The organism is Sulfitobacter sp. F26204 (assembly GCF_026410305.1).
In the GTDB taxonomy this organism is placed as follows: domain Bacteria; phylum Pseudomonadota; class Alphaproteobacteria; order Rhodobacterales; family Rhodobacteraceae; genus Sulfitobacter.
The window spans coordinates 246,400-270,065 of the sequence record NZ_JAPMLQ010000007.1; the positions used below are offsets into that span (position 1 = coordinate 246,400).

The 23,666-nt window shown below is 56.1% G+C and carries 24 protein-coding genes; 14 read left to right on the top strand and 10 right to left on the bottom strand.

All coding sequences use genetic code 11. The annotated features are described in order from the left end of the window. Nucleotides 1-3: 3 nt before the first annotated feature. From OS190_RS16490 to OS190_RS16515, 6 genes are all read left to right on the top strand, one after another. Nucleotides 4-810, top strand: a complete 807-nt coding sequence (locus OS190_RS16490) for a cytochrome c oxidase subunit 3 (RefSeq protein WP_267159818.1) — start codon at nt 4-6, stop codon at nt 808-810. Between the two features lie 97 nt (nt 811-907). After that, nucleotides 908-1,585 carry an SURF1 family protein gene (locus OS190_RS16495; protein ID WP_267159819.1) on the top strand — a complete coding sequence of 226 codons (678 nt, stop codon included), beginning with the start codon at nt 908-910 and terminating at the stop codon, nt 1,583-1,585. Nucleotides 1,586-1,589: 4 nt separating this feature from the next. Further along, complete coding sequence (gene thrC, locus OS190_RS16500) at nt 1,590-2,978, top strand: threonine synthase (RefSeq protein WP_267159820.1); 1,389 nt, start codon at nt 1,590-1,592, stop codon at nt 2,976-2,978. Next, complete coding sequence (locus OS190_RS16505; protein ID WP_267159821.1) at nt 2,975-4,237, top strand: M16 family metallopeptidase; 1,263 nt, start codon at nt 2,975-2,977, stop codon at nt 4,235-4,237. The genes thrC and OS190_RS16505 overlap by 4 nt, the downstream gene beginning before the upstream one ends. After that, nucleotides 4,237-4,821 carry a GNAT family N-acetyltransferase gene (locus OS190_RS16510; protein ID WP_267159822.1) on the top strand — a complete coding sequence of 195 codons (585 nt, stop codon included), beginning with the start codon at nt 4,237-4,239 and terminating at the stop codon, nt 4,819-4,821. The genes OS190_RS16505 and OS190_RS16510 overlap by 1 nt, the downstream gene beginning before the upstream one ends. Before the next feature lie 39 nt (nt 4,822-4,860). Continuing rightward, entirely contained in the window at nt 4,861-6,276 is a 1,416-nt protein-coding gene (locus OS190_RS16515; RefSeq protein ID WP_267159823.1) for an FAD-binding oxidoreductase, read from the top strand. Here the strand turns inward: OS190_RS16515 and OS190_RS16520 are convergent. From OS190_RS16520 to OS190_RS16530, 3 genes are read right to left on the bottom strand one after another with little or no spacing between them, the layout of a single operon-like run. Further along, complete coding sequence (locus OS190_RS16520) at nt 6,273-6,803, bottom strand: adenine phosphoribosyltransferase (RefSeq protein ID WP_267159824.1); 531 nt, start codon at nt 6,801-6,803, stop codon at nt 6,273-6,275. The two genes, OS190_RS16515 and OS190_RS16520, sit on opposite strands and share 4 nt — an antisense overlap. Then, nucleotides 6,800-7,426 (bottom strand): LysE family translocator, encoded by a 627-nt coding sequence (locus OS190_RS16525; RefSeq protein WP_267159825.1) that lies wholly within the window; start codon nt 7,424-7,426, stop codon nt 6,800-6,802. The genes OS190_RS16520 and OS190_RS16525 overlap by 4 nt, the downstream gene beginning before the upstream one ends. A 60-nt stretch (nt 7,427-7,486) precedes the next feature. Continuing rightward, a complete protein-coding gene (locus OS190_RS16530) occupies nt 7,487-8,359 on the bottom strand; it encodes an S-methyl-5'-thioadenosine phosphorylase (RefSeq protein ID WP_267159826.1) in 873 nt (290 codons plus the stop codon). A gap of 323 nt (nt 8,360-8,682) precedes the next feature. Here OS190_RS16530 and OS190_RS16535 point away from each other — a divergent pair, with 323 nt between their 5' ends. After that, nucleotides 8,683-10,350, top strand: coding sequence for a SulP family inorganic anion transporter (locus tag OS190_RS16535; protein ID WP_267159827.1), 1,668 nt, complete (start codon nt 8,683-8,685; stop codon nt 10,348-10,350). 123 nt (nt 10,351-10,473) lie between these two features. Here OS190_RS16535 and OS190_RS16540 read toward each other — a convergent pair whose 3' ends face one another. Then, nucleotides 10,474-11,079, bottom strand: a complete 606-nt coding sequence (locus tag OS190_RS16540; RefSeq protein WP_267159828.1) for a flavin reductase family protein — start codon at nt 11,077-11,079, stop codon at nt 10,474-10,476. An 82-nt stretch (nt 11,080-11,161) separates the two neighbouring features. Here OS190_RS16540 and OS190_RS16545 point away from each other — a divergent pair, with 82 nt between their 5' ends. Both OS190_RS16545 and OS190_RS16550 read left to right on the top strand, forming a co-directional pair. Further along, on the top strand, nt 11,162-11,650 hold the full coding sequence (locus OS190_RS16545) for a GNAT family N-acetyltransferase (RefSeq protein WP_267159829.1): 489 nt from the start codon (nt 11,162-11,164) through the stop codon (nt 11,648-11,650). Between the two features lie 44 nt (nt 11,651-11,694). Beyond that, a complete protein-coding gene (locus tag OS190_RS16550; protein ID WP_267159830.1) occupies nt 11,695-12,462 on the top strand; it encodes an EcsC family protein in 768 nt (255 codons plus the stop codon). Here the strand turns inward: OS190_RS16550 and modC are convergent. From modC to modA, 3 genes are read right to left on the bottom strand one after another with little or no spacing between them, the layout of a single operon-like run. After that, entirely contained in the window at nt 12,459-13,541 is a 1,083-nt protein-coding gene (gene modC / locus OS190_RS16555; RefSeq protein ID WP_267159831.1) for a molybdenum ABC transporter ATP-binding protein, read from the bottom strand. The two genes, OS190_RS16550 and modC, sit on opposite strands and share 4 nt — an antisense overlap. Continuing rightward, nucleotides 13,538-14,227, bottom strand: coding sequence for a molybdate ABC transporter permease subunit (gene modB, locus OS190_RS16560; protein WP_267159832.1), 690 nt, complete (start codon nt 14,225-14,227; stop codon nt 13,538-13,540). The genes modC and modB overlap by 4 nt, the downstream gene beginning before the upstream one ends. After that, a complete protein-coding gene (modA, locus tag OS190_RS16565) occupies nt 14,224-14,955 on the bottom strand; it encodes a molybdate ABC transporter substrate-binding protein (RefSeq protein ID WP_267159833.1) in 732 nt (243 codons plus the stop codon). The genes modB and modA overlap by 4 nt, the downstream gene beginning before the upstream one ends. Nucleotides 14,956-15,008: 53 nt before the next feature. Here modA and OS190_RS16570 point away from each other — a divergent pair, with 53 nt between their 5' ends. The 5 genes from OS190_RS16570 (at nt 15,009) to ptsP (ending at nt 20,624) form a co-directional block, all read left to right on the top strand. Further along, a complete protein-coding gene (locus tag OS190_RS16570) occupies nt 15,009-15,539 on the top strand; it encodes an NUDIX hydrolase (RefSeq protein ID WP_323370732.1) in 531 nt (176 codons plus the stop codon). A 49-nt stretch (nt 15,540-15,588) separates the two neighbouring features. Then, on the top strand, nt 15,589-16,020 hold the full coding sequence (locus tag OS190_RS16575) for a DUF1178 family protein (RefSeq protein WP_267159834.1): 432 nt from the start codon (nt 15,589-15,591) through the stop codon (nt 16,018-16,020). Between the two features lie 17 nt (nt 16,021-16,037). Next, a complete protein-coding gene (locus OS190_RS16580; protein ID WP_267159835.1) occupies nt 16,038-16,682 on the top strand; it encodes an SDR family oxidoreductase in 645 nt (214 codons plus the stop codon). 151 nt (nt 16,683-16,833) lie between these two features. After that, nucleotides 16,834-18,072, top strand: a complete 1,239-nt coding sequence (locus OS190_RS16585; protein ID WP_267159836.1) for an aspartate kinase — start codon at nt 16,834-16,836, stop codon at nt 18,070-18,072. A gap of 302 nt (nt 18,073-18,374) precedes the next feature. Next, a complete protein-coding gene (gene ptsP, locus OS190_RS16590; RefSeq protein ID WP_267159837.1) occupies nt 18,375-20,624 on the top strand; it encodes a phosphoenolpyruvate--protein phosphotransferase in 2,250 nt (749 codons plus the stop codon). 256 nt (nt 20,625-20,880) lie between these two features. Here the strand turns inward: ptsP and comE are convergent, their stop codons facing one another. The 3 genes from comE to hisD all read right to left on the bottom strand — a co-directional run bounded on the left by comE (nt 20,881) and on the right by hisD (nt 23,659). After that, entirely contained in the window at nt 20,881-21,435 is a 555-nt protein-coding gene (gene comE, locus OS190_RS16595; RefSeq protein WP_267159838.1) for a sulfopyruvate decarboxylase subunit beta, read from the bottom strand. Further along, nucleotides 21,432-21,938, bottom strand: coding sequence for a sulfopyruvate decarboxylase subunit alpha (comD, locus tag OS190_RS16600; protein ID WP_267159839.1), 507 nt, complete (start codon nt 21,936-21,938; stop codon nt 21,432-21,434). The genes comE and comD overlap by 4 nt, the downstream gene beginning before the upstream one ends. A gap of 413 nt (nt 21,939-22,351) precedes the next feature. Beyond that, nucleotides 22,352-23,659 carry a histidinol dehydrogenase gene (hisD, locus tag OS190_RS16605; protein ID WP_267159840.1) on the bottom strand — a complete coding sequence of 436 codons (1,308 nt, stop codon included), beginning with the start codon at nt 23,657-23,659 and terminating at the stop codon, nt 22,352-22,354. Nucleotides 23,660-23,666: the final 7 nt, after the last annotated feature.

Sequence of the window (23,666 nt, forward strand, 5' to 3'; positions counted from 1 at the left end):
CACATGGCCCACGCAAAAAATCACGATTATCATATCCTCGCACCGTCCAGTTGGCCGCTGCTGGGAGCTCTGGCAGGTTTTGCCATGCTTTTTGGCGCGGTGCTTTGGATGCACGATGTGACGCCGTTCCTGTTTCTGGGCGGCTTTGTTGCCGTCCTCTATGTGATGTTCGGCTGGTGGCGCGACGTCGTGCTGGAAAGCAAGATCGGCGATCACACGCGTGTGGTACAGATTGGCCTTCGCTATGGTGTCATCTTGTTTATCACCTCCGAAGTCATGTTCTTTTTCGCCTGGTTCTGGTCTTTCTTCAAACATGCCATGTACCCGATGGAGGACTATGCAGGGTCTGAGTATACAGCGCCTTTTGTCTATCCGGTTGATGCCTTCCATCTGCCTTTGATGAATACGCTGATTCTGTTGTTGTCCGGTTGCGCGGTGACATGGGCGCACCATGCCCTTGTCCATGAAAACAACCGCAAGGACCTGATTGCCGGTCTGGCGATTTCCATCATCCTTGGCATCGCCTTTACCGGCTTGCAGGCTTATGAATACTCGCATCTATTGCACTCCGGTTGGGAGTTTGGCGGCGACGAATTCTATTCCAACTTCTTCATGGCAACCGGTTTCCACGGGTTTCATGTTCTGATCGGGACAGTCTTTCTGACTGTTTGTCTGATCCGTGCAATGCGGGGCGATTTCACCCCTGAACAGCACATCGGATTCGAGGCCGCCGCCTGGTATTGGCACTTTGTGGACGTGGTCTGGTTGTTCCTGTTCTTTGCCGTTTACGTCTTTGGCATTCCCGGCTGATAAGCCCCATGCACGGGGTTGCATCTGCGACCGCAATATCTGAAAACCCAAACACGCGAAGACCCCCCTTCGCGTGTTTTGTTATGCTTGAGTGTCCATGAACCGCGCCTTGTTTCTCATCATCATCGGCCTCGGAGGGGCGGCGATACTGGTCTCCCTTGGGTTGTGGCAGGTGCAACGCCTTGGCTGGAAGCAAGACATCATCGCAGGTATTGAAGCGCGCATTTTTGCAGCCCCGGTCACATTGCCCGCCGTTGCGGACCGCGACGCCGATGCCTATTTGCCGGTTGTGGTCAGTGGCGAGTTTTCGGGTGATACATTGCGCGTGCTTGTTTCCCAAAAGGAGACAGGAGCAGGTTATCGTTTGATAACCGCATTCGAGACAGAAGGCCGCCGTATCATGATAGATCGCGGATTTATCCCGGTGGAGGACAACAACATGGCAACTCCGCAGAGCCGGGTTGAGGTGATTGGCAACCTGCAATGGCCACAAGAGTCAGACGGTTTTACACCGGACCCGGATCTTGACAGGAATATCTGGTTTGCGCGTGACGTTCCTGCCATGGCCGGTTTTTTGCAAACCGAACCGCTGTTGATTGTCGCCCGCAAGCTTTCGCAGGATGGTTCTGGTGTGACACCCTTGCCGGTCGACACCAACCGCATCCCGAACGACCACTTGCAATATGCGATCACCTGGTTTTCATTGGCGGCCATTTGGCTGGCCATGTCTGTTCTCTTCTTACGCCGCCGCCGCGGTACCAAATCCGAAAGCTGAAAAAATGCGCTATATCTCGACACGCGGCCACGCGCCTGCACTGAGTTTTGAAGACACCATGCTGACCGGTCTGGCGCGTGACGGCGGTCTATATGTGCCCGAAGAAATTCCGAGCTTATCCCATGACCAGATCGCCGCAATGTCGGGTCTATCCTACGAAGACATCGCATTTTCGGTCATGCGCCCCTTCGTTGGTGACACATTTACAGATGCTGAATTTCGCGAATTGATTGCTAATGCTTATGCCGGTTTCGGTCATGAGGCCCGCGCACCCTTGGTACAGCTTGCACCGAACCACTTCCTGCTTGAGCTGTTTCACGGTCCCACCCTGGCCTTCAAAGACTTCGCGATGCAATTGATCGGTCAGATGTTTCAAAAAGCCCTTGGCCGTAAAGGAGCGCGTGTCACCATTGTCGGCGCGACCTCGGGCGACACAGGTTCTGCAGCGATCGAGGCCTTTCGCGGCCTTGAAAATGTAGACGTCTTTATCCTTTATCCGCATGGGCGCGTCAGCGAGGTGCAGCGCCGCCAGATGACCACTCCGGACGAAGCCAACGTACATGCCTTGGCCGTCGACGGTGATTTTGATGATTGTCAGGCCCGGTTGAAGGATATGTTCAACGATTTTGAATTCCGTGATGGCGTAAAACTGGCTGGCGTCAATTCGATCAACTGGGGCCGCGTGCTGGCGCAAGTGGTCTATTATTTCTCTTCCGCTGTTTCTTTGGGTGCACCCGCAAGGGAAGTGAGCTTTACCGTGCCTACGGGAAACTTCGGTGACATTTTCGCAGGCTATATCGCTAAACGCATGGGCCTGCCGATCAAGGATCTGGTGGTTGCGACCAACCAGAATGACATCCTTGACCGCTGCCTCAAGGGGCAAGGGTATCACAAGGGGGTTGTTGAACCTTCGATCAGTCCCTCGATGGACATTCAGGTCAGTTCAAATTTTGAGCGCGCTTTGTTTGACGCCTATGGGCGGGATGCAAATGCGGTTGCACAACTGATGCAGGAATTGGGGCAGGGCGGTTTTGACATCAGTCAGGGAGCGATGCAGGCCTTGCAGGATATTTATACCTCGGGACGGGCCAGCGAAGCGGAAACCAGCGCGACCATTACCAACCTGTTGAAAACCACCGGTGAACTGCTGTGTCCACATTCGGCCGTGGGGGTGAAAGTGGCAAAGGAACAGCGCGATGAGACAACGCCGATGATCACCCTCGCCACGGCCCATCCAGCGAAGTTTCCCGATGCGGTCGAAGCGGCGACAGGCATCCGCCCGCCGCTGCCAGCACGCATGGCCGATCTGTTTGAGCGCAAAGAGCGCCTGACCCGCGTACCAAATGACATTGACGCATTGAAATTACATATCAAAGGGGCGCTTGGCCTATGAGCCTGAACGAACACCGCCTCTCCAATGGCTTTCGCATCGTTACCGAACACATGCCGGGCCTGGCCTCTGCATCGATCGGCGTCTGGGTGAACGCAGGTGGACGCCATGAAACCTCGCAACAGAACGGCATTGCGCATTTCCTTGAGCATATGGCTTTCAAGGGAACTGAAAACCGAACGTCCTTGCAGATTGCCGAGGCGATCGAGGATGTTGGCGGTTACATCAACGCCTATACAAGTCGCGAAGTAACGGCTTATTACGTGCGTGTGCTGGAAAACGATGTTGCCCTCGGGCTTGATGTCATTGCGGATATTCTGCGAAATCCGGTGATGGATGCCAGTGAGATAGAGGTCGAACGTGGTGTAATCCTGCAGGAAATAGGACAGGCACTCGACACTCCCGACGACGTGATTTTTGACTGGCTTCAGGAACAGGCCTATCCGGGTCAGGCCTTGGGCCGGACGATCTTGGGGCCAAGCGAACGTGTGTCCAGTTTCAGCCGCGATGATTTGCAGGGCTTTATCAAGGATCATTATGGTCCTGAACAGATGGTGCTCGCGGCTGCAGGAGCGGTGGATCACGACGAGATTGTGAAACTGGCCGAAACCCTGTTCGGTGACATGCCCGCGAAACCATTGTTCCAGATGGATGCTGCGTCATTCAAGGGTGGTGAAACCCGCCAGACCAAACAATTGGAACAGGCGCATTTCGCGCTTGGGTTTGAATCGCCCAGCTATACGGCTGATGACATCTATGTAGCGCAAATTTATGCTTCGGCGCTTGGCGGCGGGATGTCTTCGCGACTGTTTCAGGAAATTCGTGAAAATCGCGGACTGTGTTACACGATCTTTGCCCAAGCGGGGGCCTATGCCGATACTGGAATGATGACGATCTATGCAGGCACTTCGGCTGAACAACTGCCGGAACTTGCTACCATCACGATTGACGAGATGAAGCGAGCGGCAGGCGACATGTCCCCCGCCGAAGTGGCCCGCGCCCGCGCTCAAATGAAAGCTGGCCTGCTGATGGGGCTGGAAAGCCCGTCAAATCGCGCTGAACGTCTGGCGCGGTTGATCCAGATTTGGGGCCGTATCCCGACTCTCCGGGAAACAATCGAAAAAATCGATGCCGTCACCACCGGCGATGTCCGCGATCTGGCCGAGCGCATGGCGGGACAGGCACCAGCGGCCTTGGCGCTTTATGGTCCCGTTGAAAAGGCACCGGGACTTGAGGTTTTACAGGAGCGCCGCGCCGCCTGATGTTGCTGCTCAAACGCAAACTGAAAATTGAAACAGAGCGGTTGACCCTGCGCCCTCCGGTCCATGCCGATTTTCGCAGTTGGACGGCTCTGCGTGCCAAAAGCTGCAAGTATTTGTCGAAATGGGAACCCGCCTGGGCCGACGATCATCTGTCACGAAAAGCGTTTACCAATCGGGTTTATTGGTCGCAGCGTTCGATCAGTGCCGGATCTGCCCTGCCGCTGTTTCTGGTCCGGCGTGCAGACGATATGTTGCTGGGGGCGATCACTTTGGACAACATCCGTCGCGGTCCGGCGCAGTCGGGCACGCTGGGATATTGGACAGGCGAGCCATTTGCCCGACAGGGTTATATGCGCGAAGCCATCCATGCTGTCGTGCATCAGGCTTTCACCCGGTTGGATCTGAGTAGGATCGAAGCCGCCTGTCTGCCGGAAAACACGGCCTCACGCGGGTTGTTGGAAAAAACGGGCTTTAAATACGAAGGCGTTGCGCAAAGTTATCTGCAAATCGACGGGCGCTGGCGTACCCATGTTCTCTATGCATCCTTGCGCAGCGACAGACGCGGTAAGACAGCTGCTGGTTAGCATCTTGCATCCCGTTGCCCTAGGGTGGATCAATGACCCATGAAGTTAAACCCCGCTGACCCCGCCTTTCAGGCCCGCCTTGCTGCCGATCTGCCTGAAGAGGTTTTTCGCCCGATTGAACAGCGCTATATGGAAGAGCCGCGCGGGCTCTTTTCACGCGAGGACGCGGTATTGGCCCTGCCCCGTAATGTGCAAGAGGTGGCGACACTGGTGCGCCATGCGGGCGATGCGATGGTTGGCGTTGTGCCATATGGTGGTGGTACCGGATTGGTGGGTGGACAGGTTCTGCCTCAGGGGCCGGCGCCGCTGATTCTGTCGTTGGAACGGATGAACAGATTACGCGCGGTCTATCCGGATGAGAACGTTCTGGTCGCCGAAGCAGGAGTGATCCTGGCCGACGTACAGTCGGCAGCGGACGAAAACGAACGGTTGTTCCCCTTGTCTCTCGCTGCCGAAGGCTCTGCGCGGATCGGTGGCAATCTGTCGACAAATGCGGGAGGGACCGGCGTGTTGCGATATGGCAATGCGCGGGATCTGTGTCTGGGGCTTGAGGCGGTTCTACCCGATGGTCAAACCTGGCACGGTTTATCGCGCCTGCGCAAGAACAACACCGGTTATGATCTGCGTCATCTGTTGATCGGTGCGGAAGGAACGCTAGGCGTGATCACGGCTGCGTCGCTCAAACTGATGCCAAAACCCGCACGGTCGGGCACTGCACTGCTTGTGGTGGAAAGCCCGCATGCGGCGCTTGCGCTGTTGACGATGGCCAAATCCCAACTGGGCGAAATGATCAGCGCCTTTGAACTCATTCACCGTCAGGGCCTTGATTTCCTGGCGGAAAAACTGCCCACGATTCGCCAGCCCTTTGAAAAAACGCCGGAATGGTCAGTGTTGATTGAACTTGGCCTGAGCGGAGATCTGGACCCCGAAGCCGCGCTTGAGAGGTTGTTTGCTGGGGCACATGACGCGAGGTTGGTCGTGGATGGGCTTATCGCGCAGAACGCCCAACAATCGCGGGATTTCTGGCAAATCCGTGAGATGATCCCAGAAGCGAACCGGCTGGTGGGGTCAATATCAAGCCATGACATATCTGTGCCGCTCGGTGCACTGCCTGATTTTATCCGCAAGGCGGGAGAGGTGATTGGACGTATCGACGATTTCCGCATCAATTGCTTCGGCCATGTGGGGGATGGCAATTTGCACTATAACGTCTTTCCGTTGCCGCAAAAATCCCGTTCCGAGCACATGCATCAGTATCCTGAGATCAAAAAGGGAGTGCATGATCTGGTGCATGAAATGGGCGGTTCCATCTCTGCCGAACACGGGATTGGACGGCTGAAGATAGATGATCTGGAACGCTACGGCGATCCTGCAAAGCAGTCGGCAATGCGCGCGATCAAACAGGCGTTGGACCCCAAGGGCATCATGAATCCCGGTGCAGTGCTGCGCGATTAAGCACCGTCAAAGGTACAAAGCGCGTTCACTTCCATACCCAACGCTTCCAATTTCTTGCGCCCGCCCAATTCAGGCAGATCAATGATAAATGAGGTCGAGACGATCTCACCACCCAGCCGCTCAATCAATTTGATGCCCGCCTCTGCGGTGCCGCCGGTTGCAAGCAGATCGTCAACCACCAGAATTTTCTCACCGGCTTGAATGGCATCGTCATGGATTTCGACAATCGCCTCACCATATTCAAGCGTATAATCCTGGCTGATTACCTTGCCTGGCAGCTTGCCTTTTTTACGAATGGGCACAAAGCCGACGCTGAGCTGGTGCGCAATGGCCCCGCCCAGAATAAAACCACGTGCTTCAAGGCCGACAACCTTGTCGATCTCCAGCCCTGCATAGGGATGCAGCATTTGGTCAATCGCCATGCGAAACCCGCGGGGATCCGCAAACAGGGTTGTCACATCGCGAAACAAAATTCCCTCATGGGGAAAATCGACAATGGTGCGGATATAGTCTTCGATCTTCTTCATGTCGTGCTCCGGCGCAAGGTGGCAGTGAGGATGCCCATGGTGATCAACGCGGTGCCACCGGCGCGAGTGATCCAGGTAATGATTTGAGGTCTTGCAATGATGCTGCGCAAGCGGTCGGCCAGCAGGGCGTAGAGCAAGGCGTTCAACCCGCCCATGGTAACGAAAGTTATGATAAGGATGGAAAACTGTGGTGCCAGCGGCGCGTCGAGGCGGATAAATTGCGGCACGAAGGCAATAAAAAAGGCAATGGATTTGGGATTGAGTGCCGTTACCATCGTCGCATGACCAAAGACATGGCGTGCGCTGACTTCAGCACGCGGCACCGCCAGACCTCTGGATGGGGCAGAACGGATGAGTTTGACGCCCAGCCAAACCAGATAGGCGGCACCGATCCATTTCAGGGCCGCGAACAGGGCCGCAGAGGTCAGCACCAATGCGCCAAGACCGGCAAGTGATGCAGTCATCGCGATCAGATCCCCCAAGGCGACACCGGCGGCAGAAGCCACGGCAACCGAGCGTCCCTTGCTCAACGCATAGCTGAGAACAAGCAAGACGGTCGGGCCGGGAATCAGCATCATCGCAGCCGTCGCAGCAACAAAGGTCAGCCAAAGGTCGAGAGGCACGCGGAGTCTCCTGTTATCGTCCGGTTAGCAAAAACAGGCAGAGAGACTGAGCACAAGCATTTACAGCACCCGCCCGGCCACCGCGTCGAGTTTCTTCATCAGGGTTGCATCACGTGCAGCGGGCTGCGTCAGGATCGCATGTTCCAATGCGCGGTCACATCCCTGCGCGCAGGGGCCACGGGTCTGCCCAAGCAAGCGAGGCAGACGCCTCACAAGGTTTCGCCCCTTGTCGGCATTGCCCATGAGCGTGGCAATGATCGCGGTCACGTCGACCTCCCCATGGTCGGGATGCCAACTGTCATAATCTGTGATCATTGCGACAGAGGCATAACAAAGTTCGGCTTCACGGGCGAGTTTCGCTTCGGGCATGTTGGTCATGCCGATCACATCCGCCCCCCAGCTTTCGCGGTACATCTTGCTTTCCGCCAGAGTCGAGAACTGCGGACCCTCCATGGCCAGATAGGTGCCACCCCGATGCACGGTAATGCCTGCTTCTCTTGCTGCGGTTTCACAGGCATCGCCAAGGCGTGGACAGGTTGGATGGGCGACGCTTACATGCGCAACGCAGCCGCTGCCAAAAAAAGACTTTTCACGGGCAAAGGTGCGGTCGATGAATTGATCCACAATGACAAAGTCGCCCGGTGCCATGGCCTCACGAAAAGAACCGCAGGCTGACACGCTGATCACATCGCTACAGCCCAACCGTTTCAATGCATCGATATTGGCGCGGTAGGGCACAGTTGTTGGGCTATGGACGTGACCGCGTCCGTGCCGTGGCAGAAATGCCATGCCGATACCCTCCAGCGTTCCCGTCAGGATCGCATCTGAGGGTGCTCCCCATGGGGTTTCGACCGTGACCCATTCAGCCCCTTCCAGGCCGTCAATGTCATAGATGCCCGAGCCGCCGATCACTGCAATTTTTGTCGATGTCATGAAACCCTCGTGTAATGTGCGCAATGCCCGTTGTCGGTTGATAATGGGCTTCTCCAGTCTGCCTCGCACCCCGCGTCATGGAAAGCCCCTAAACCATCAATCCCTTGTGACAGACACCACAGTGCCAGGCGTCAACTCTCGCCTGTATTGATGACAAGGTACGCGCCAGGTTCAACCTGAACCTTGGGCGCTCGTTGGTGGTGCATCCGGGCGAAAGGAATAAGGCTTGCCTGCGTCTTTTCATCTTAACACTTGCCTGATAGGGGACGCGCAGGCATCCCAGCCAATCAAGCACACACTCCAACCAAGACAGGATGCCAGCCATGGCGCGTTCCATTTTTCACAGTTTCACCAAGAACCTTGAGGTCACAGATCTTCGGTGGATGCCAGAAGACGGCTTTTCGGCTGGACGTTTGCGGATCGAACTGCTGTCAGGTCTCACGGTGGCCCTGGCGCTGGTGCCCGAAGCGGTTGCTTTTGCCTTTGTGGCTGGCGTGCATCCGTTGGTCGGTCTTTATGCGGCGTTTCTTGTCGGTTTGATCACGGCATTGATCGGCGGGCGGCCTGGTATGATCTCTGGGGCTACCGGCGCTTTGGCTGTTGTGATGGTCGCTCTTGTGGCGCAACACGGTGTCGAATATCTGTTTGCCACGGTGATCCTCATGGGCTTGCTTCAGGTTTTTGCAGGTGTCATGCAATGGGGCAAATTTATCCGGTTGGTGCCGCACCCTGTGATGCTGGGCTTTGTGAACGGGCTTGCCATCGTAATTTTCCTTGCTCAGATGAGTCAGTTCAAGGTGCCGGGTACCATGGTGGACACAGGCCACGGAATGTCGGGCGGTGAATGGCTTTCCGGCACGCCGCTTTATCTGATGCTGACACTGGTGGCGGCCACAATGGCAATCATCTGGGTCATGCCGCGCATTACCAAGTTTATTCCTGCGCCTCTTGCCGGTATCGGGATCGTTGCTGCCGTGGTGATTTTTACCGGCATGGAAGTGCCGCGTGTGGGCGATCTGGCCTCGATCCAGGGCGGTTTGCCCATGCTCCATGTCCCTTTTGGCGATGGTCTGGGGCTTTATGGTACGGCGCTGGCACCTTTCACGCTGGAAACATTCTATATTATCCTGCCCTACGCTGTGATCCTCGCGGCAATTGGCCTGATTGAATCGCTGCTGACGCTGAACCTTGTGGGTGATATGACCAACACACGTGGTGGTGCCTCGCAGGAATGTGTGGCGCAAGGTGTGGCCAACACCGTCACGGGCTTTTTTGGGGGCATGGGTGGTTGCGCGATGATCGGTCAGTCAATGATCAACGTAAAATCAGGAGGTCGCACGCGGGTTGCGGGTATTGCGGCGGCAGTGTTCCTGCTGCTCTTCATTCTGGTCGGGTCTCCTTTGATCGAACAAATCCCGTTAGCTGCCTTGGTCGGGGTAATGTTCATGGTCGTGATCGGAACCTTCGCCTGGAATTCGCTTACCATCCTGCGCAAGGTCCCGCTGACCGATGCCTTTGTGATCCTGCTGGTGACCGTTGTGACCGTGTACAAGGATCTTGCTGTGGCCGTGGTTGTCGGTGTGATCGTTTCTGCGCTCGCCTATGCCTGGAACAACGCAAGGCGTATCCATGCAACGACACGGCAATCCGCCACCGAAGAAGGTGCGAAAGTCTATGAAATTCACGGCCCGCTTTTCTTTGGTTCCTCGGACGGCTTTACCGAGTTGTTTACGGTCGAAGATGACCCCGAGCGGGTGATTATCGATTTCGCCGACAGCCGCGTGGTGGATCAGTCTGCCCTTCAGGCAATCGAAGCGATTGCCCTGAAATATGAGACTATCGGCAAAAACGTCAAACTGCGTCACTTGACCCGCGATTGCCATACGCTCCTGACAAAGGCGGGCCACCTGGTTGTTGATAGTGACGATGACCCCGATTACGAGCTGGCAGTGGATTATTCCGTGCGCACCGGGGTTCTGGGCGGGCATTAGGGGGTATCAGGCTGAACTGGCATCCGACCTTTGCGGTTTTCGGATCGACGGAGGGTTATGGGGAATAAGAAATCATTTCAGTGATGGGCGGCCCCGTATTCGTGGCCACCGCTGTCACATTCCTCAGTCATCGGGGCGAATAATCTCGAACACTTCGCGCACTACGGAATAATCGCGATAGCCCAATCGTGACAGCGGTTGAAATTGCGTCACATCGAACCGCCCATTTACCATGCAATCATCACGCATATGGACGCCGATCACTTCACCGAAGACCACGAAATTGGCGTCGCCTTCAATCTCGACGATCTGTGTCATCCGACATTCAAGTGCCGCCGGAGCGCCGTCGATACGGGCGCATTCAATTGTCTCGCAGTCCAGCTTGTCGATGCCGGCATGGGCGAATTCATCTGTATCATGGGGCAGGGTCGCTGAGGTCAGGTTCACTGCTTCCCGCGCGGCATATTCCGCAATATTGACGCAGAAAACGCCGGTTTCACGGATATTTGCTACCGAATCCTTGGTTCCGTCGACATCGTCTTTGACCCCGGTAGAGGCAAACATCACCTGAGGCGGTACATAGGCGACCGCATTAAAGAAGGAATAGGGTGCCAGATTGTCACGACCATTCTTTGCGCGTGTCGAAATCCAGCCGATAGGGCGCGGCGAAACAAGGGCGTTGAACGGGTTGTGTGGCAGACCGTGGCCGTCTTCGGGGCGGTAAAACATTTGCAATTCCTTTGTGGGTTTGCACCCATGGGTAACGCCATGATAGGGCGGACGCCACTGCAAACCAGAAAGCCAGTCGCACGTGTACCAGTTGATCCCGGAAACCAAGGCAGACTATTGGGAAGTTGAGGCACTTTATGACACCTGTTTTGCGCCGGGGCGCAAGGCCCTGTCGTCCTATCGATTGCGTGACGGAGTGGATTCTGTTGCAGGGCTGAGCCACGTGGCACGGGACTCTCAAGGTATTTTAGGCGGGGCAATCCGCTATTGGCCGGTGCGCATCGGCGAGGCCAGCGCGTTGTTGTTGGGACCGGTTGCAGTGCACCCGACACGGCAGGGCGAAGGGTTGGGTCGTATGTTGATCGAAGAAAGCCTGCGCCAGGCCGCGCCTCTCGGGTGGAATCGGGTAATGTTGGTGGGCGATGCGCCCTATTACGGCCGTTTCGGTTTTCGTCTGTTGCAGGGGGTCGTCATGCCACCTCCGACAAATCCGGAGCGGGTGTTGGGTCGTGCGCTCGTTGAGGGGGCATGGGACAAGGTAAAAGGGGATGTCGAACGCTGGACGGATTGAAATTCCCTTTCCTGCCACCCACATATGTCCAAGAGGGAGCCTTCATGCAGATAGATACGATAGTGCCGGTACCGATAGATGTAGATGCCGAAATCGACAAACTGGCACGCCGATACAAGGCGGCTGGCGGTCTGGGCATCAATGTATTGAACATCATTGGCGGATCGGCAGACAATCTTGTTGAACGCCTGCCTGCACCCATTCGCCGAAATCTGGAAGCAGCGACAACTGCTGCGCTGAAACAAGCGATGAAAGCAGCGCATTCAAGCCGGTTCATGGTGCCTGATCAGGCAAGCTGGCTTAATCAGACTGTGACAACCGCGATGGGGGCCGCAGGGGGGGCCGGCGGCTTGCCCACCGCCCTTGCTGAATTGCCGGTCACCACGACACTGCTTTTGCGCGTGATTCAGGGTGTTGCGGCGGAACACGGGTTTGATACGGCCTCGGAAAACGTTCAATTTGATTGTGTACAGGTTTTTGCCGCGGCAGGACCATTGGCCGGCGATGACGGCGCTGATCTGGGTTTTCTGTCGGCGCGGATCGCCTTGTCAGGCAAGGCAATGCAGGCAGTGATCGCGAAAATCGCGCCCAAGCTGGCAATTGTATTGGGCCAGAAACTCGCCGCTCAGGCGGTACCAGTATTGGGCGCCGTTGCTGGTGCAGCGACAAACTATGCCTATACCAGCTATTACGAGGATGTCGCCCATGTGCATTTCGGGCTGCGAAAACTTGCGATTGATGCAGATGTAGCGCACGGAGAATTATTGGCCCGCCTCGAAGCCAGAATGGCCTTGCCGAAAGGCCGGAGCTAGCGGCCGATGCTCACCGGTGCGACGCTGGTGGCCTTGATCACCGCAAAACAGGGCATACCGATGACGAGGCCCAGTTCAGCGACAGCCCGCGCCGTGATACGGGCAAGCAGAAGATCCTTGCCGGCGCGCAAGCTGACGGCGGCACCAGGGCCATCGCCCCGTTGAATTCTGTCGACAACGACCGGAAGCACATTAAGCGCAGACAGTCCCTGTGGCGTATTCAGTGACAACATCACATCTTGCGCCAGGACGCGCAGGCGCACCTTTGCCCCGACATCGGCCTCTACCCCGGGCAAATGCAATTCGCCCACATCGATCCTGAGACAGGTGAGCCCGTCAGCAGCATGATGCATGATCGTCGCTTCAATTACGGCTCCCGCTTCGCGCACCCCCAACAAGGGAACGGCAGCGGGATCGGACATCACCTCTCTGATCGGTCCGGCACGCGCCACGCTGCCGTCCCTGAGTAAAACCAGCGTATCGGCCAGCCGCGCAACCTCATCCACCGCATGGCTGACGTAGAGGATCGGAAGCTGTAGCGGGCCGTCACGCAGGCGTTCAAGATAGGGAAGAATATCCTGCTTGCGCGGGTCATCCAGACTGGCCAATGGTTCATCCATCAACAACATACGCGGTTTGCTCAAAAGCGCGCGGCCAAGCGCCACGCGCTGTTTTTCGCCCCCCGATAGTTTCGCAGGACGACGATCAAGCAGGGCCTCAAGGCCAAGCAGATCAACCACATCGTCGAACTTTGGTCCGCTGGCATTCACAGGCGCATAACGGGTGCCAAAATTCAGATTGTCGTGGACCGTGAGATGAGGGAAAAGTCTGGCGTCCTGAAAAACATATCCCAAATTCCGTGCAGATGGCGGAACAAAGGTTGTACTGTCGACCAGGATGTCACCATCCAGGGTGATCCGGCCTGCATCAGGTCGCAGCAAGCCTGCAATGGCATTGATGACCGTTGTTTTACCCGAACCGGAACGTCCGAAAATGGCTGTGATTCCGGCCTTGGCCTGAAATGTGACATTCAGGGAAAAGCCCGCCAATTGATGAACGATTGCCACTTCGAGGGTCATTGATCTGCGATCCTTGCCGCAACGCGCCTGGCAAGGGTTTCAGAGATGACAACCGCACTGATTGCCACCACACAGGCCAATATCACCATGATCGACGCCTGATGCTCTCCACCTGGAATTTGCAAGGCGGTCCATATCGCGCTGGGCAGGGTCTGGGTCTGACCTGGAATGTTTGCGACAAATGTGATCGTCGCGCCGAATTCACCCATGGCCTTTGCAAACCCCATCACGGCACCGGCCAGAATACCTGGCGCAATCAGTGGCAGGGTGACGCGGCCAAAGACGGACCAGCCAGGCGCACCCAAAGTAGCGGCAGCTTCTTCCAGTTTTGGATCGACTGCTTCGATGGCAAGACGCATCGCCCGCACCATCAAGGGAAAGCCCATGATGACAGCGGCAAGCACGGCCCCCGACCAATGAAAGGCCAAGCCAAGGCCAAGACTGTCAAGAGCACGGCCCAAGGGGGCGTTGCGTCCGAATGCACCCAACAGCAGATACCCCGTGACAACCGGGGGTAGCACCAGCGGCAAATGGACCAGCGCGCTTAACAACGATTTTCCCCAGAAATCATGCCGTGCCAGTAACCATGCAACCCACAGCGCAAGCGGCACGGCCAGAACCGTCGCCCAGACAGAGACCCAAAGCGAAAGGCGCAAAGCCTCCCATGCTGCGGTATCGGGGATCATTGCACCACCTGGCCAAAGCCGTGTTTGCCGAAAATGGCCTGTGCAGCCGGCGCATTCAGTTCGCTAAGATATACTGCACCGGCAGGTGTAAGACTGGCGGCGAAATACCCAATGGGCGCATGGGTTTCGGGAGGTACATGAAAAACAATATCGACCATTGGTTCGGCCCGGGCATCCGTGGCATAGACGACACCCAAAGCCACATCGCCCCGCGCAACCAAAGCAAGGGCGGCGCGGACATTGTCCGTTTCGGCCAGGGATCGTTGCAAAAGTCCCCAAAGGCCCGCCGTAACGAGCCATTGGCGCGTATATGTCCCCGCGGGGACAGCGTCGCGTTGTCCCATTGCCAGCCGTCCTGTGCCCAGGCGGGTCGGTATCTCAGAGGGGGCTGCCAATGGCGCGGCGCCCTTCGGCCCGATCAGGACCAGCCTGTTGGCGGCCACTTTTGTCGGTGAGGACAGGCCAGTGATTTCTTGTGCCGTCAGCCAGTCCATCCATGCCTTGTTCGCCAAGATCACAACATCCGCCGGTGCTCCGGCCGCGACCTGGCGCGCCATTGTACCGGACCCGCCGAAAGAGTGGCTGATGTTGTGACCGGAAGCATCACCGATTTCCTGCAATGCGCCACGCAGGCTGGCCGCAGCGAAAATGGTAATCTGTTCGGCTTTTCCCGCAGTTGGAACAAGGAAACCGAGAACGGTGATCAGAAAGAAGGCGATACGTGTCATTTGTTGTATTATCCGTCATGCGTCGCCACCCTACAAGCGCAATGGAACAGGTGATGCTTGCGGTATGGGCTGTGGCGCGGCATGTTGGCAAAAAGCGACCCCACAGGCAATTCATGGTCAAGCAACTCCCGCTTTCACTTCTTGGCGCACGCAAGGGCGAACTGCGCACCCAGTTTGGGGCACTGTGTTATCGCATCCGTCGGGACAAGGTACAGATCCTGGTGATCACCTCGCGCCGCTCCAAGCGATGGATCGTGCCCAAAGGCTGGCCAATGGAAGGGAAAACTCCCGCGGTATCGGCCGCGACGGAAGCCTGGGAAGAGGCCGGTGTACGTGGCAAGCCCGATGAAACGGCGTTGGGGGTTTACACATATGGTAAGAATAGAGGGGAAGGGGATGAATTGCCCTGTCTGGTAATGGTCTTCCCCTTGCTGGTCAAATCACTGGCCAAAAAGTTTCCGGAAAGCGGCCAGCGCCGTCGTCGCTGGGTGTCGCGCAAGAAAGCGGCCAAGATGGTGGCAGAGGAGGATTTGGCACAACTGATTCTGAAGTTTGATCCTCCCCGCAGCCGCAAGCGATCTTGACCTGACCTTGATTGCCCCCCACGTTGAAGGATGAGACAGGTAGGACCGAATGATCCAATACACCTTGAAATGTGAAGCGAACCACAACACGACAAGCTGGTTCAAATCGGCGGATGCCTATGATGCCCTGGAAAAATCCGGGCATCTTTCCTGTGCTGTTTGTGGCAGCAGTCAGGTGACAAAGGCGCTTATGGCCCCCCGTGTGCGTGGATCAGAAGAACATGAGACGCCACAGGTGCCTGTGTTGAGTGAACCTGCCGGAGAATCAGAGCAGGCTATTGCGGCAATGCGCAAGAAAGTCGAGGAAACCTCGGATTACGTGGGTGACAGTTTTGTCAAAGAAGCGCGCGCAATGCATGCCGGCGAAAAACCCCAGCGCTCGATTTACGGTGAGGCACGCCTGGACCAGGCCAAAGCATTGCTCGACGAAGGGGTGCCGTTGATGCCGCTGCCTTTCCGGCCCAAACAGAAACTGACCTGAGCCAAAGAGGATAGCGCATGAACATTGTGATCACCGGAGCAAGCCGCGGCATCGGTGCCGGGCTGGCCGCGCATTATCGCGATCTCGGGCACGAAGTTGTCGGAACGGGCCGCTCTGTTGCGTCGCAGCTGCAACTGGATGTGACCCGTCCTGCCAGCCAGAACGAAATGGCAGAAACACTGGAAGGGCATCCGATTGACTTGCTGGTCTGCAATGCAGGTGTCTATCTGGACAAGGGCAATGATCTGGAAACCGGATACGGTGTTGATCTCTGGGCGCAAAGCTTTGCAACCAATGTTACCGGTGTTTTCCTGAGCATTCAGGCCCTTCTGCCGCATCTGAAACAGGCGAAGTCCGCGAAAATCGCCATCATCTCTTCGCAGATGGCGTCGGATACTCACGCCCCCGGGGGCAGCTATATTTACAGGGCTTCCAAAGCCGCGGTTTTGAATCTGGGACGCAATTTGGCATCCGACCTGAAGCAGGATGGGATTGCAGTCGGGATATATCACCCCGGTTGGGTTCAAACCGACATGGGTGGTGATGGTGCTGATATTACTGTTGATCAGGCGGTTGAAGGCTTGGCCGCACGATTTGAAGCCTTGAACCTTGAGACATCGGGATGTTTCGAAACATGGGATGGCCGTGCACATGATTTTTGAACAAATGTCCTGTTCACTTCAATTGCTTCATTGAAGCCTCTCGTGTTGCACAGCCCAGAATGCGACAGGAAATAAGACCAGAAAACTATGTCGGCTTGCACGTGGCAGATGGCTCGCGTACATGGCGCGAGACTGTTTGAGGCGAGGGACAATGCCTGTACTTGTGATGAAATTTGGTGGCACTTCGGTGGCCACCCTGGATCGTATCCGCCGCGCAGCCAAACGCGTGGGCGTTGAAGTGGCCAAGGGCTATGAGGTAATTGTCATTGTCTCGGCGATGTCGGGCAAAACCAATGAGCTGGTAGGCTGGGTGAACGAGACATCCCCGATGTACGATGCGCGTGAATACGATGCGATCGTTTCTTCGGGCGAGAATGTGACAGCGGGCCTGATGGCGCTGACCTTGCAGGAAATGGATGTACCTGCACGATCCTGGCAGGGTTGGCAGGTGCCTGTCAAAACCACAAGCGCACATTCAGCAGCGCGGATCGAGGAAATCCCGACCGACAACATCAATGCAAAGTTTGCCCAGGGTATGAAGGTCGCGATTGTAGCGGGCTTTCAGGGAGTAAGCCCCGAAGGGCGGATCACGACACTAGGGCGCGGCGGATCGGATACAACGGCAGTTGCCTTTGCAGCGGCCTTTGAGGCTGAACGCTGTGATATTTATACGGATGTTGATGGTGTATACACCACTGATCCACGAGTCGAAGCGAAGGCCCGCAAACTCGACAAGATCTCGTTTGAAGAAATGTTGGAACTGGCATCACTTGGGGCCAAGGTCCTGCAAACCCGTTCGGTGGAACTGGCGATGCGGTACAAGGTCAAGCTGCGGGTGTTGTCAAGTTTTGAGGAACAAACAGACGATGCTGGTACGCTCGTTTGTGATGAGGAGGAAATCATGGAAAGCAATGTAGTCGCCGGAGTGGCTTTCAGCCGCGAAGAGGCCAAGATGACACTTGTATCGGTCGCCGATCGCCCCGGTATTGCGGCCCTGATCTTTACCGCACTGTCGGATGCAGGGGTCAATGTCGATATGATCGTGCAAAACATATCGGAAGAAGGGCGTACCGACATGACCTGGTCCTGCCCGGTCGATCAGGTCGCGCGTGCGAAACAAGCCATGGATGATGCAAAATCCAGTGAAGTGATCAATTACTCCGATCTGCTCGCAGATACAGATGTTGCCAAAGTATCCGTTGTCGGTATCGGCATGCGCAGCCATACAGGCGTGGCCGCCAAGATGTTTCAGGTGCTGTCCAACGAAGGCATCAACATTCAGGTTATCACCACCTCGGAAATCAAGATTTCTGTGCTGATCAATCGCAAGTATATGGAGCTGGCGGTTCAGGCCCTGCATGATGCCTTTGAACTGGATAAGGCTGCCTGAAGCGCTGAAAAGCACATAAAGGGCAGGGGCAGGCAGGCAGTGCGGGTGGCAAATGCACCTGGGCGCAAGACCTGTCCTAAACCGCAGGCAGCGTTCTGGTTCCTTAACGGCAAGCTAAAATCAAAAACAGGTGGCGGCGCACCATGATGCACTTGCGCTTAATTCTTGGGCACTCCGAACCCGTCTTGGGTATCCTGGTCAAAAGAAACGGCCAACAACTGCCCCATAGCTGCATTCGGCCATTTCGCTTTTTCGCCACCTGTGGTGTAAGATGTGATTGATTTGCAGGGGGATGCGGCGAGATGGCCGAGCGTAAAGAGACAGAGAGCCGCAAGCTCTTGGGCAGGCTGCGTGACGCGATGGCAGGCGCGGCGGCCGGTCAGGAACGTTTGGACAAGATCACCCACCTGATTGCAACCTCGATGCAATGCGAAGTGTGTTCAATCTATTTGTTTCGCGACGAAGATACGCTGGAGCTATGTGCCACCGAAGGCCTGAACGCCGAAGCGGTGCATGAAACCCGCATGAAATTGGGCGAGGGACTGGTCGGCCGGGTTGCCAAATTTCGTCGTGTGATCAACACGCCGGACGCCCCTCAGGCCCTGGGCTTTCGCTTTATGCCTGAAACCGGTGAAGAGATATATTCCAGTTTTCTGGGCCTGCCGGTTCAGCGTCTGGGCGAAACCTTGGGTGTGTTGGTCGTGCAATCCAAAATCGCCCGCGAGTTTTCGGCAGATGAGGTCTATGGGCTTGAGGTTGTGGCCATGGTGTTGGCAGAGATGACCGAGTTGGGCGTCTTTGTCGGCGAAGGTGCAGCAATGTCGGCCCGTCATACTCAATCAGTATTGTTGCGTGGTATCGTGGCGCAGGAGGGTGTCGCCGAAGGCCATGTCTGGCTGCATGAACCACGCGTTGTGGTGACAAACCCGATTGCCGACGATCCGGTGCGTGAGACAGAGCGCCTGACCGAAGCCGTTGATGCCCTGCGCATGAGCGTGGATCAAATGCTGACCATGGCTGCGAATGGAGACAAGGATCAACAACAGGTCCTTGAGACCTATCGAATGTTTGCCAATTCCAAAGGTTGGATGCGGCGCATGCTCGAAGACATCGAAAATGGCCTGTCGGCAGAAGCGGCGGTGGAAAAGGAACAGTCACTGGCCCGTGCAAGGATGACTCAGTCGACCGATGCCTATTTGCGTGAACGGCTAAGCGATCTGGACGATCTGTCCAACCGCTTGCTGCGAATTCTGACAGGCCAGGGTGCCGATACCGGTGCTGAAATGCCTGCGGATCCGATCCTTGTGGCACGTAACATCGGGCCGGCGGAACTGCTGGAATATGGCCGGAGCCTTCGTGGTATAGTGCTTGAGAATGGTTCGGTTGGCTCTCATGCGGCGATCGTAGCGCGGGCGCTGGCGATCCCGTTGCTGGTACATGCGGGCCGGATCACCAATGATGCGCTGAATGGTGATCACATCATGGTGGACGGCGAACAGGGGATCGTGCATCTGCGCCCTGACGATATGGTGGCCAATGCCTTCCGTGACAAGATTGCGATGCAGGCGGCGGCGCAGGAACGCTATAGTGCCATCGTCGACAAACCAGCCCAGGCTAAATGCGGACAGGTGATTGCGCTGCATATGAATGCAGGATTGATGGCAGATTTGCCTTCCCTACGCAGTTCGGGCGCGGAAGGTGTGGGTCTGTTTCGTACTGAACTGCAGTTTTTGGTGCGCAACAAGATGCCAAAAAGATCGGAACTGTCGGCACTTTATGCACGGGTTCTGGACGCGGCAGGGGACAAGAGGGTGGTCTTTCGCACGCTCGATATCGGATCGGACAAGGTGCTGCCCTATATGAAGCCCAACGAAGAGCCGAACCCGGCGTTGGGGTGGCGTGCGATCCGCGTCGGTCTGGACAAGCCCGGCGTGATGCGGATGCAATTGCAGGCGCTGATCCGCGGCGCAAATGGCCGACCCTTGACCGTGATGTTCCCCTTTGTTGCTCAGTTTGAAGAGTTCCGCGCGGCCCAAAAGGAAGTCGACAAGGCGATGGCCCGAGAAGAAAAGCTGGGTCATGTGCTGCCTTCGGCGCTGGAGGTCGGTGCAATGCTGGAAACACCCAGTCTGGCCTTCGCCCCCGAAAAGTTCTTTGAGGACGTTAAATTCCTGTCAGTGGGTGGCAACGACCTCAAACAATTCTTCTTTGCCGCGGATCGCGAAAACGAACGTGTGCGCCGTCGCTATGATACTTTGAATGTCAGCTTTCTGACCTTTCTCGAGGGGATTGTCGAACGCTGCAACCGAACCAACACTGATCTGTCATTCTGTGGCGAGGATGCGGGAAGGCCCGTCGAGGCACTGTGTCTCGCCGCCATGGGATTCAGGTGTCTGTCGATGCGTCCCGCGTCGATTGGCCCGGTCAAAAGTTTACTGCGACGGTGCAATCTGGATGAGGTGCGCGACGTGATAAACAGGGCAAGAGCACGTGGTGAAATGTCGGTAAGGTCAGATGTGATGGAATATATCAAGACACAGCACCAGACCTGAGAGAGGAATGCGACAGTCCGTCTGCGCACTGCGCTGAGTCTCCAGTCTGAAAATACTTGGCCAGCCCGTTCCCGATGCCTCTAGATATTTAAATAAAACAATTTGTTGTGCCGGTATCTCGACGGGCTATTCAGGCGAGAAACCGGATAAAATCAACATTTTTGGCTGAAGATACGGGGTGTATTCTGTGTCCGCCCGCAGTCGGGGAATGCAACAAGGGCTGCACGACATGCGCACAGCCCCGGCCTGATGTTGATCAGGCTTTTACAGCTTCCATAAAGCGATGGCGGATCACGACGGGATCCAGGGTGATAACGGGCAGTTTGATATTGCCACTGTCACATTTGCACACGATGATTGTCATCTCATCGCTGTCGATGGCCTCTTGCAATACCGGTCCCAGGTCCTTGTCCTGCACCTCGATCACGTTTTCACAGCCACAAGCCTTGGCGACAGCGGTCAAAGAGGTTTTCTTGCCTGCGTAGGTCGGTTGATCGCCGGTTGACCCGTAGGAACCGTTGTCAATGATCAACAGTGTGTAATTGCCTGTCGGGTTGTTCGCGATGGTTGGCAATGTGCCAAGGTTGGTCAGAACAGAGCCGTCGCCGTCGATGGAAATGACTGCCTTGTCCTGTGCCAGTGCCAGACCAAATCCGATGGAGGATGACAGCCCCATGGTGCCAAGCATATAGAAATTGGTCGGCTGATCGTCGATCATATGCAACTCTTGGCTGGGCAGGCCGATGTTGCAAACAACAAGGTGATCGCGGATGATGGGCGCGATTTCGCGCAGAATTTCAGAACGGATCATTGGTCGCCATAGCCTCCCCAGAAGTTGGCGTCGGTCAAGATCGCCACAGGTTTGTTGCACATGAAGGTGTATTTGAGGATGTTGTCGAATTCCTCGACATCCTTTTGCCAATGGAAGTGGTAGGTCGGAATGTTCAACTGGGCGAGCAGCGCCTTGGTATGCACAGCCATTTCGACCTGGCAGGCAACAGGCTCTCGCAGCTCGCCACGATAGCTGATCAACATCGGCAGCGGCATCCGATAGAACTGTGTCAAGGTAGCCAGTGTGTTCAGCGTGACACCGAGAGCGGTGTTCTGCATGATGATCATTGGGCGTTTGCCCCCCATGTAGGCCCCGGCACATAGTCCCATGCCCTCGTCTTCCTTGTTGGAGGGGATGTGGAAAATTTCGTCACGCTTTTCGACTTCATCAATGACACCGGCGAGCTGCTTGCAGGGCACGGTGGTCACAAAGGAGACGTCATTTGCGACAAGATCGTCTACGATCTTTTTGTCGATGTTCATTAAAGGATGCCTTTCTTGATGGGTGCTTGAACAGGGTTAGAAACTGTGTGCGACAAGGACCATGGGGTCAGTATACTTCCAGTTTGCGCAAAGTAGCCTGTCGGTAATTCGACAAAGAATTCTACGCAGTTGGACAGCGGTCGGTGTCGGAATCCTGTCCGGATTGCCCGGCCGTCCGTCAAAGGTTGCCAGTGCAGTATCGCGAAATTTCCGTAAGGTATAGATGTCAGCGCAAAAAAAGTTGATTTTTTGCAAGGTCATAGAGCCTGTGGGTCAGGTACGGGCATTTTCAGGCGGTAAAACAGACACGAGGGCGCAACCGCGCTTGTGTCTTTTGTTCACAGCGGGCAGGCGGGTCGACCGCGCCATGTGACCGAAGGGGCAATGGAGCCGATCGATTGGATACCCGAGGCTCAGTCCTCCGGGTAAAGGTCAAATTCTTCATTGGGGAAATATTTGGCCAAACGTACTTCGGCCGCGCGTGCGTGCCCTTCCATCCCTTCACGCCGCGAGATGCGAGCAGTGGCTATGGCCACCTCTTTCGAGCCTTCTCGTGTGGCCTTTTGCCAGGTGACGATCTTCATGTATTTATGAACCGACAGACCGCCTGTATAGCTGGCCGCACCAGATGTCGGCAGCACATGGTTGGTGCCTGTTGCCTTGTCTCCATAGGAGACGGTGGTCTCTTCGCCCAGGAAAAGCGACCCGTAGCAGGTGAGCCGTTCCAGCCACCAATCAATATCCTGCGCCTGCACTGTAAGGTGTTCGGGGGCATATGCGTCTGAACAGGAAGCCATGTCTTCGCGGTCTTTACAGACGATGACTTCGGCAAAATCACGCCAGGCTGCAAGGGCGTTATCGCGGTTGGTTTCCGGCAGAGCGTCGATCAGATTGGGGACGATTTCCATGACATTTTTGGCCAGTTCCCGGTCATCCGTGACCAGCCAGACGGGTGAATTATACCCGTGTTCGGCCTGGCTGACTAAATCTGTGGCAACGATATGTGCATCAGCCGTCTTGTCAGCAAGCACCAGACTGTCCGTGGGCCCCGCGATCATGTCAATGCCCACGCGCCCAAACAGAATACGTTTGGCTTCCGCAACGAACTGGTTGCCCGGACCGACAAGAATGTTCGCCTTTGGCAGACCAAACAAGCCAAAGGTCATTGCCGCCACGCCCTGGACGCCGCCCAGGGCGATGATCTTGTCCGCGCCGGAAATATGCGCGGCGTATACAATTGCGGGGCTTACTCCGGTGTCTGAGCGTGGGGGGGAGCAGGCCGTGATGTGATGACAACCTGCAACCTTGGCCGTCGTCACTGTCATGATTGCACTCGCTATATGGCTGTATCTGCCCCCCGGAACATAACAGCCGGCGGCATCAATGGGGATGGCCCTTTGTCCGGCAATCATGCCCGGCACAATTTCGATCTCTACATCGGATACAGTGGTCTTTTGCGCTTCGGCAAAACGTTTGACGTTGTTGTGGGCGAACTCAATATCGCGTTTCAGTTTGTCCGGGACCTTCGCGCAAGCGGCTTCTATTTCTTCGTGGGTAAGGATCAGGTTACCTTCGTAACGGTCGAATTTGCGCGCATATTCCAATGCCTTGGCGTCTCCGCCTGCTTCGATTTCTGCGAGAATGCGTTTGACCGTTTCATGGGTTTCGGATGCTTCTGATGTGGCCGTTCGGCTTGCTTTCTTGAGGTATTCTCGGGCCATTTTCACA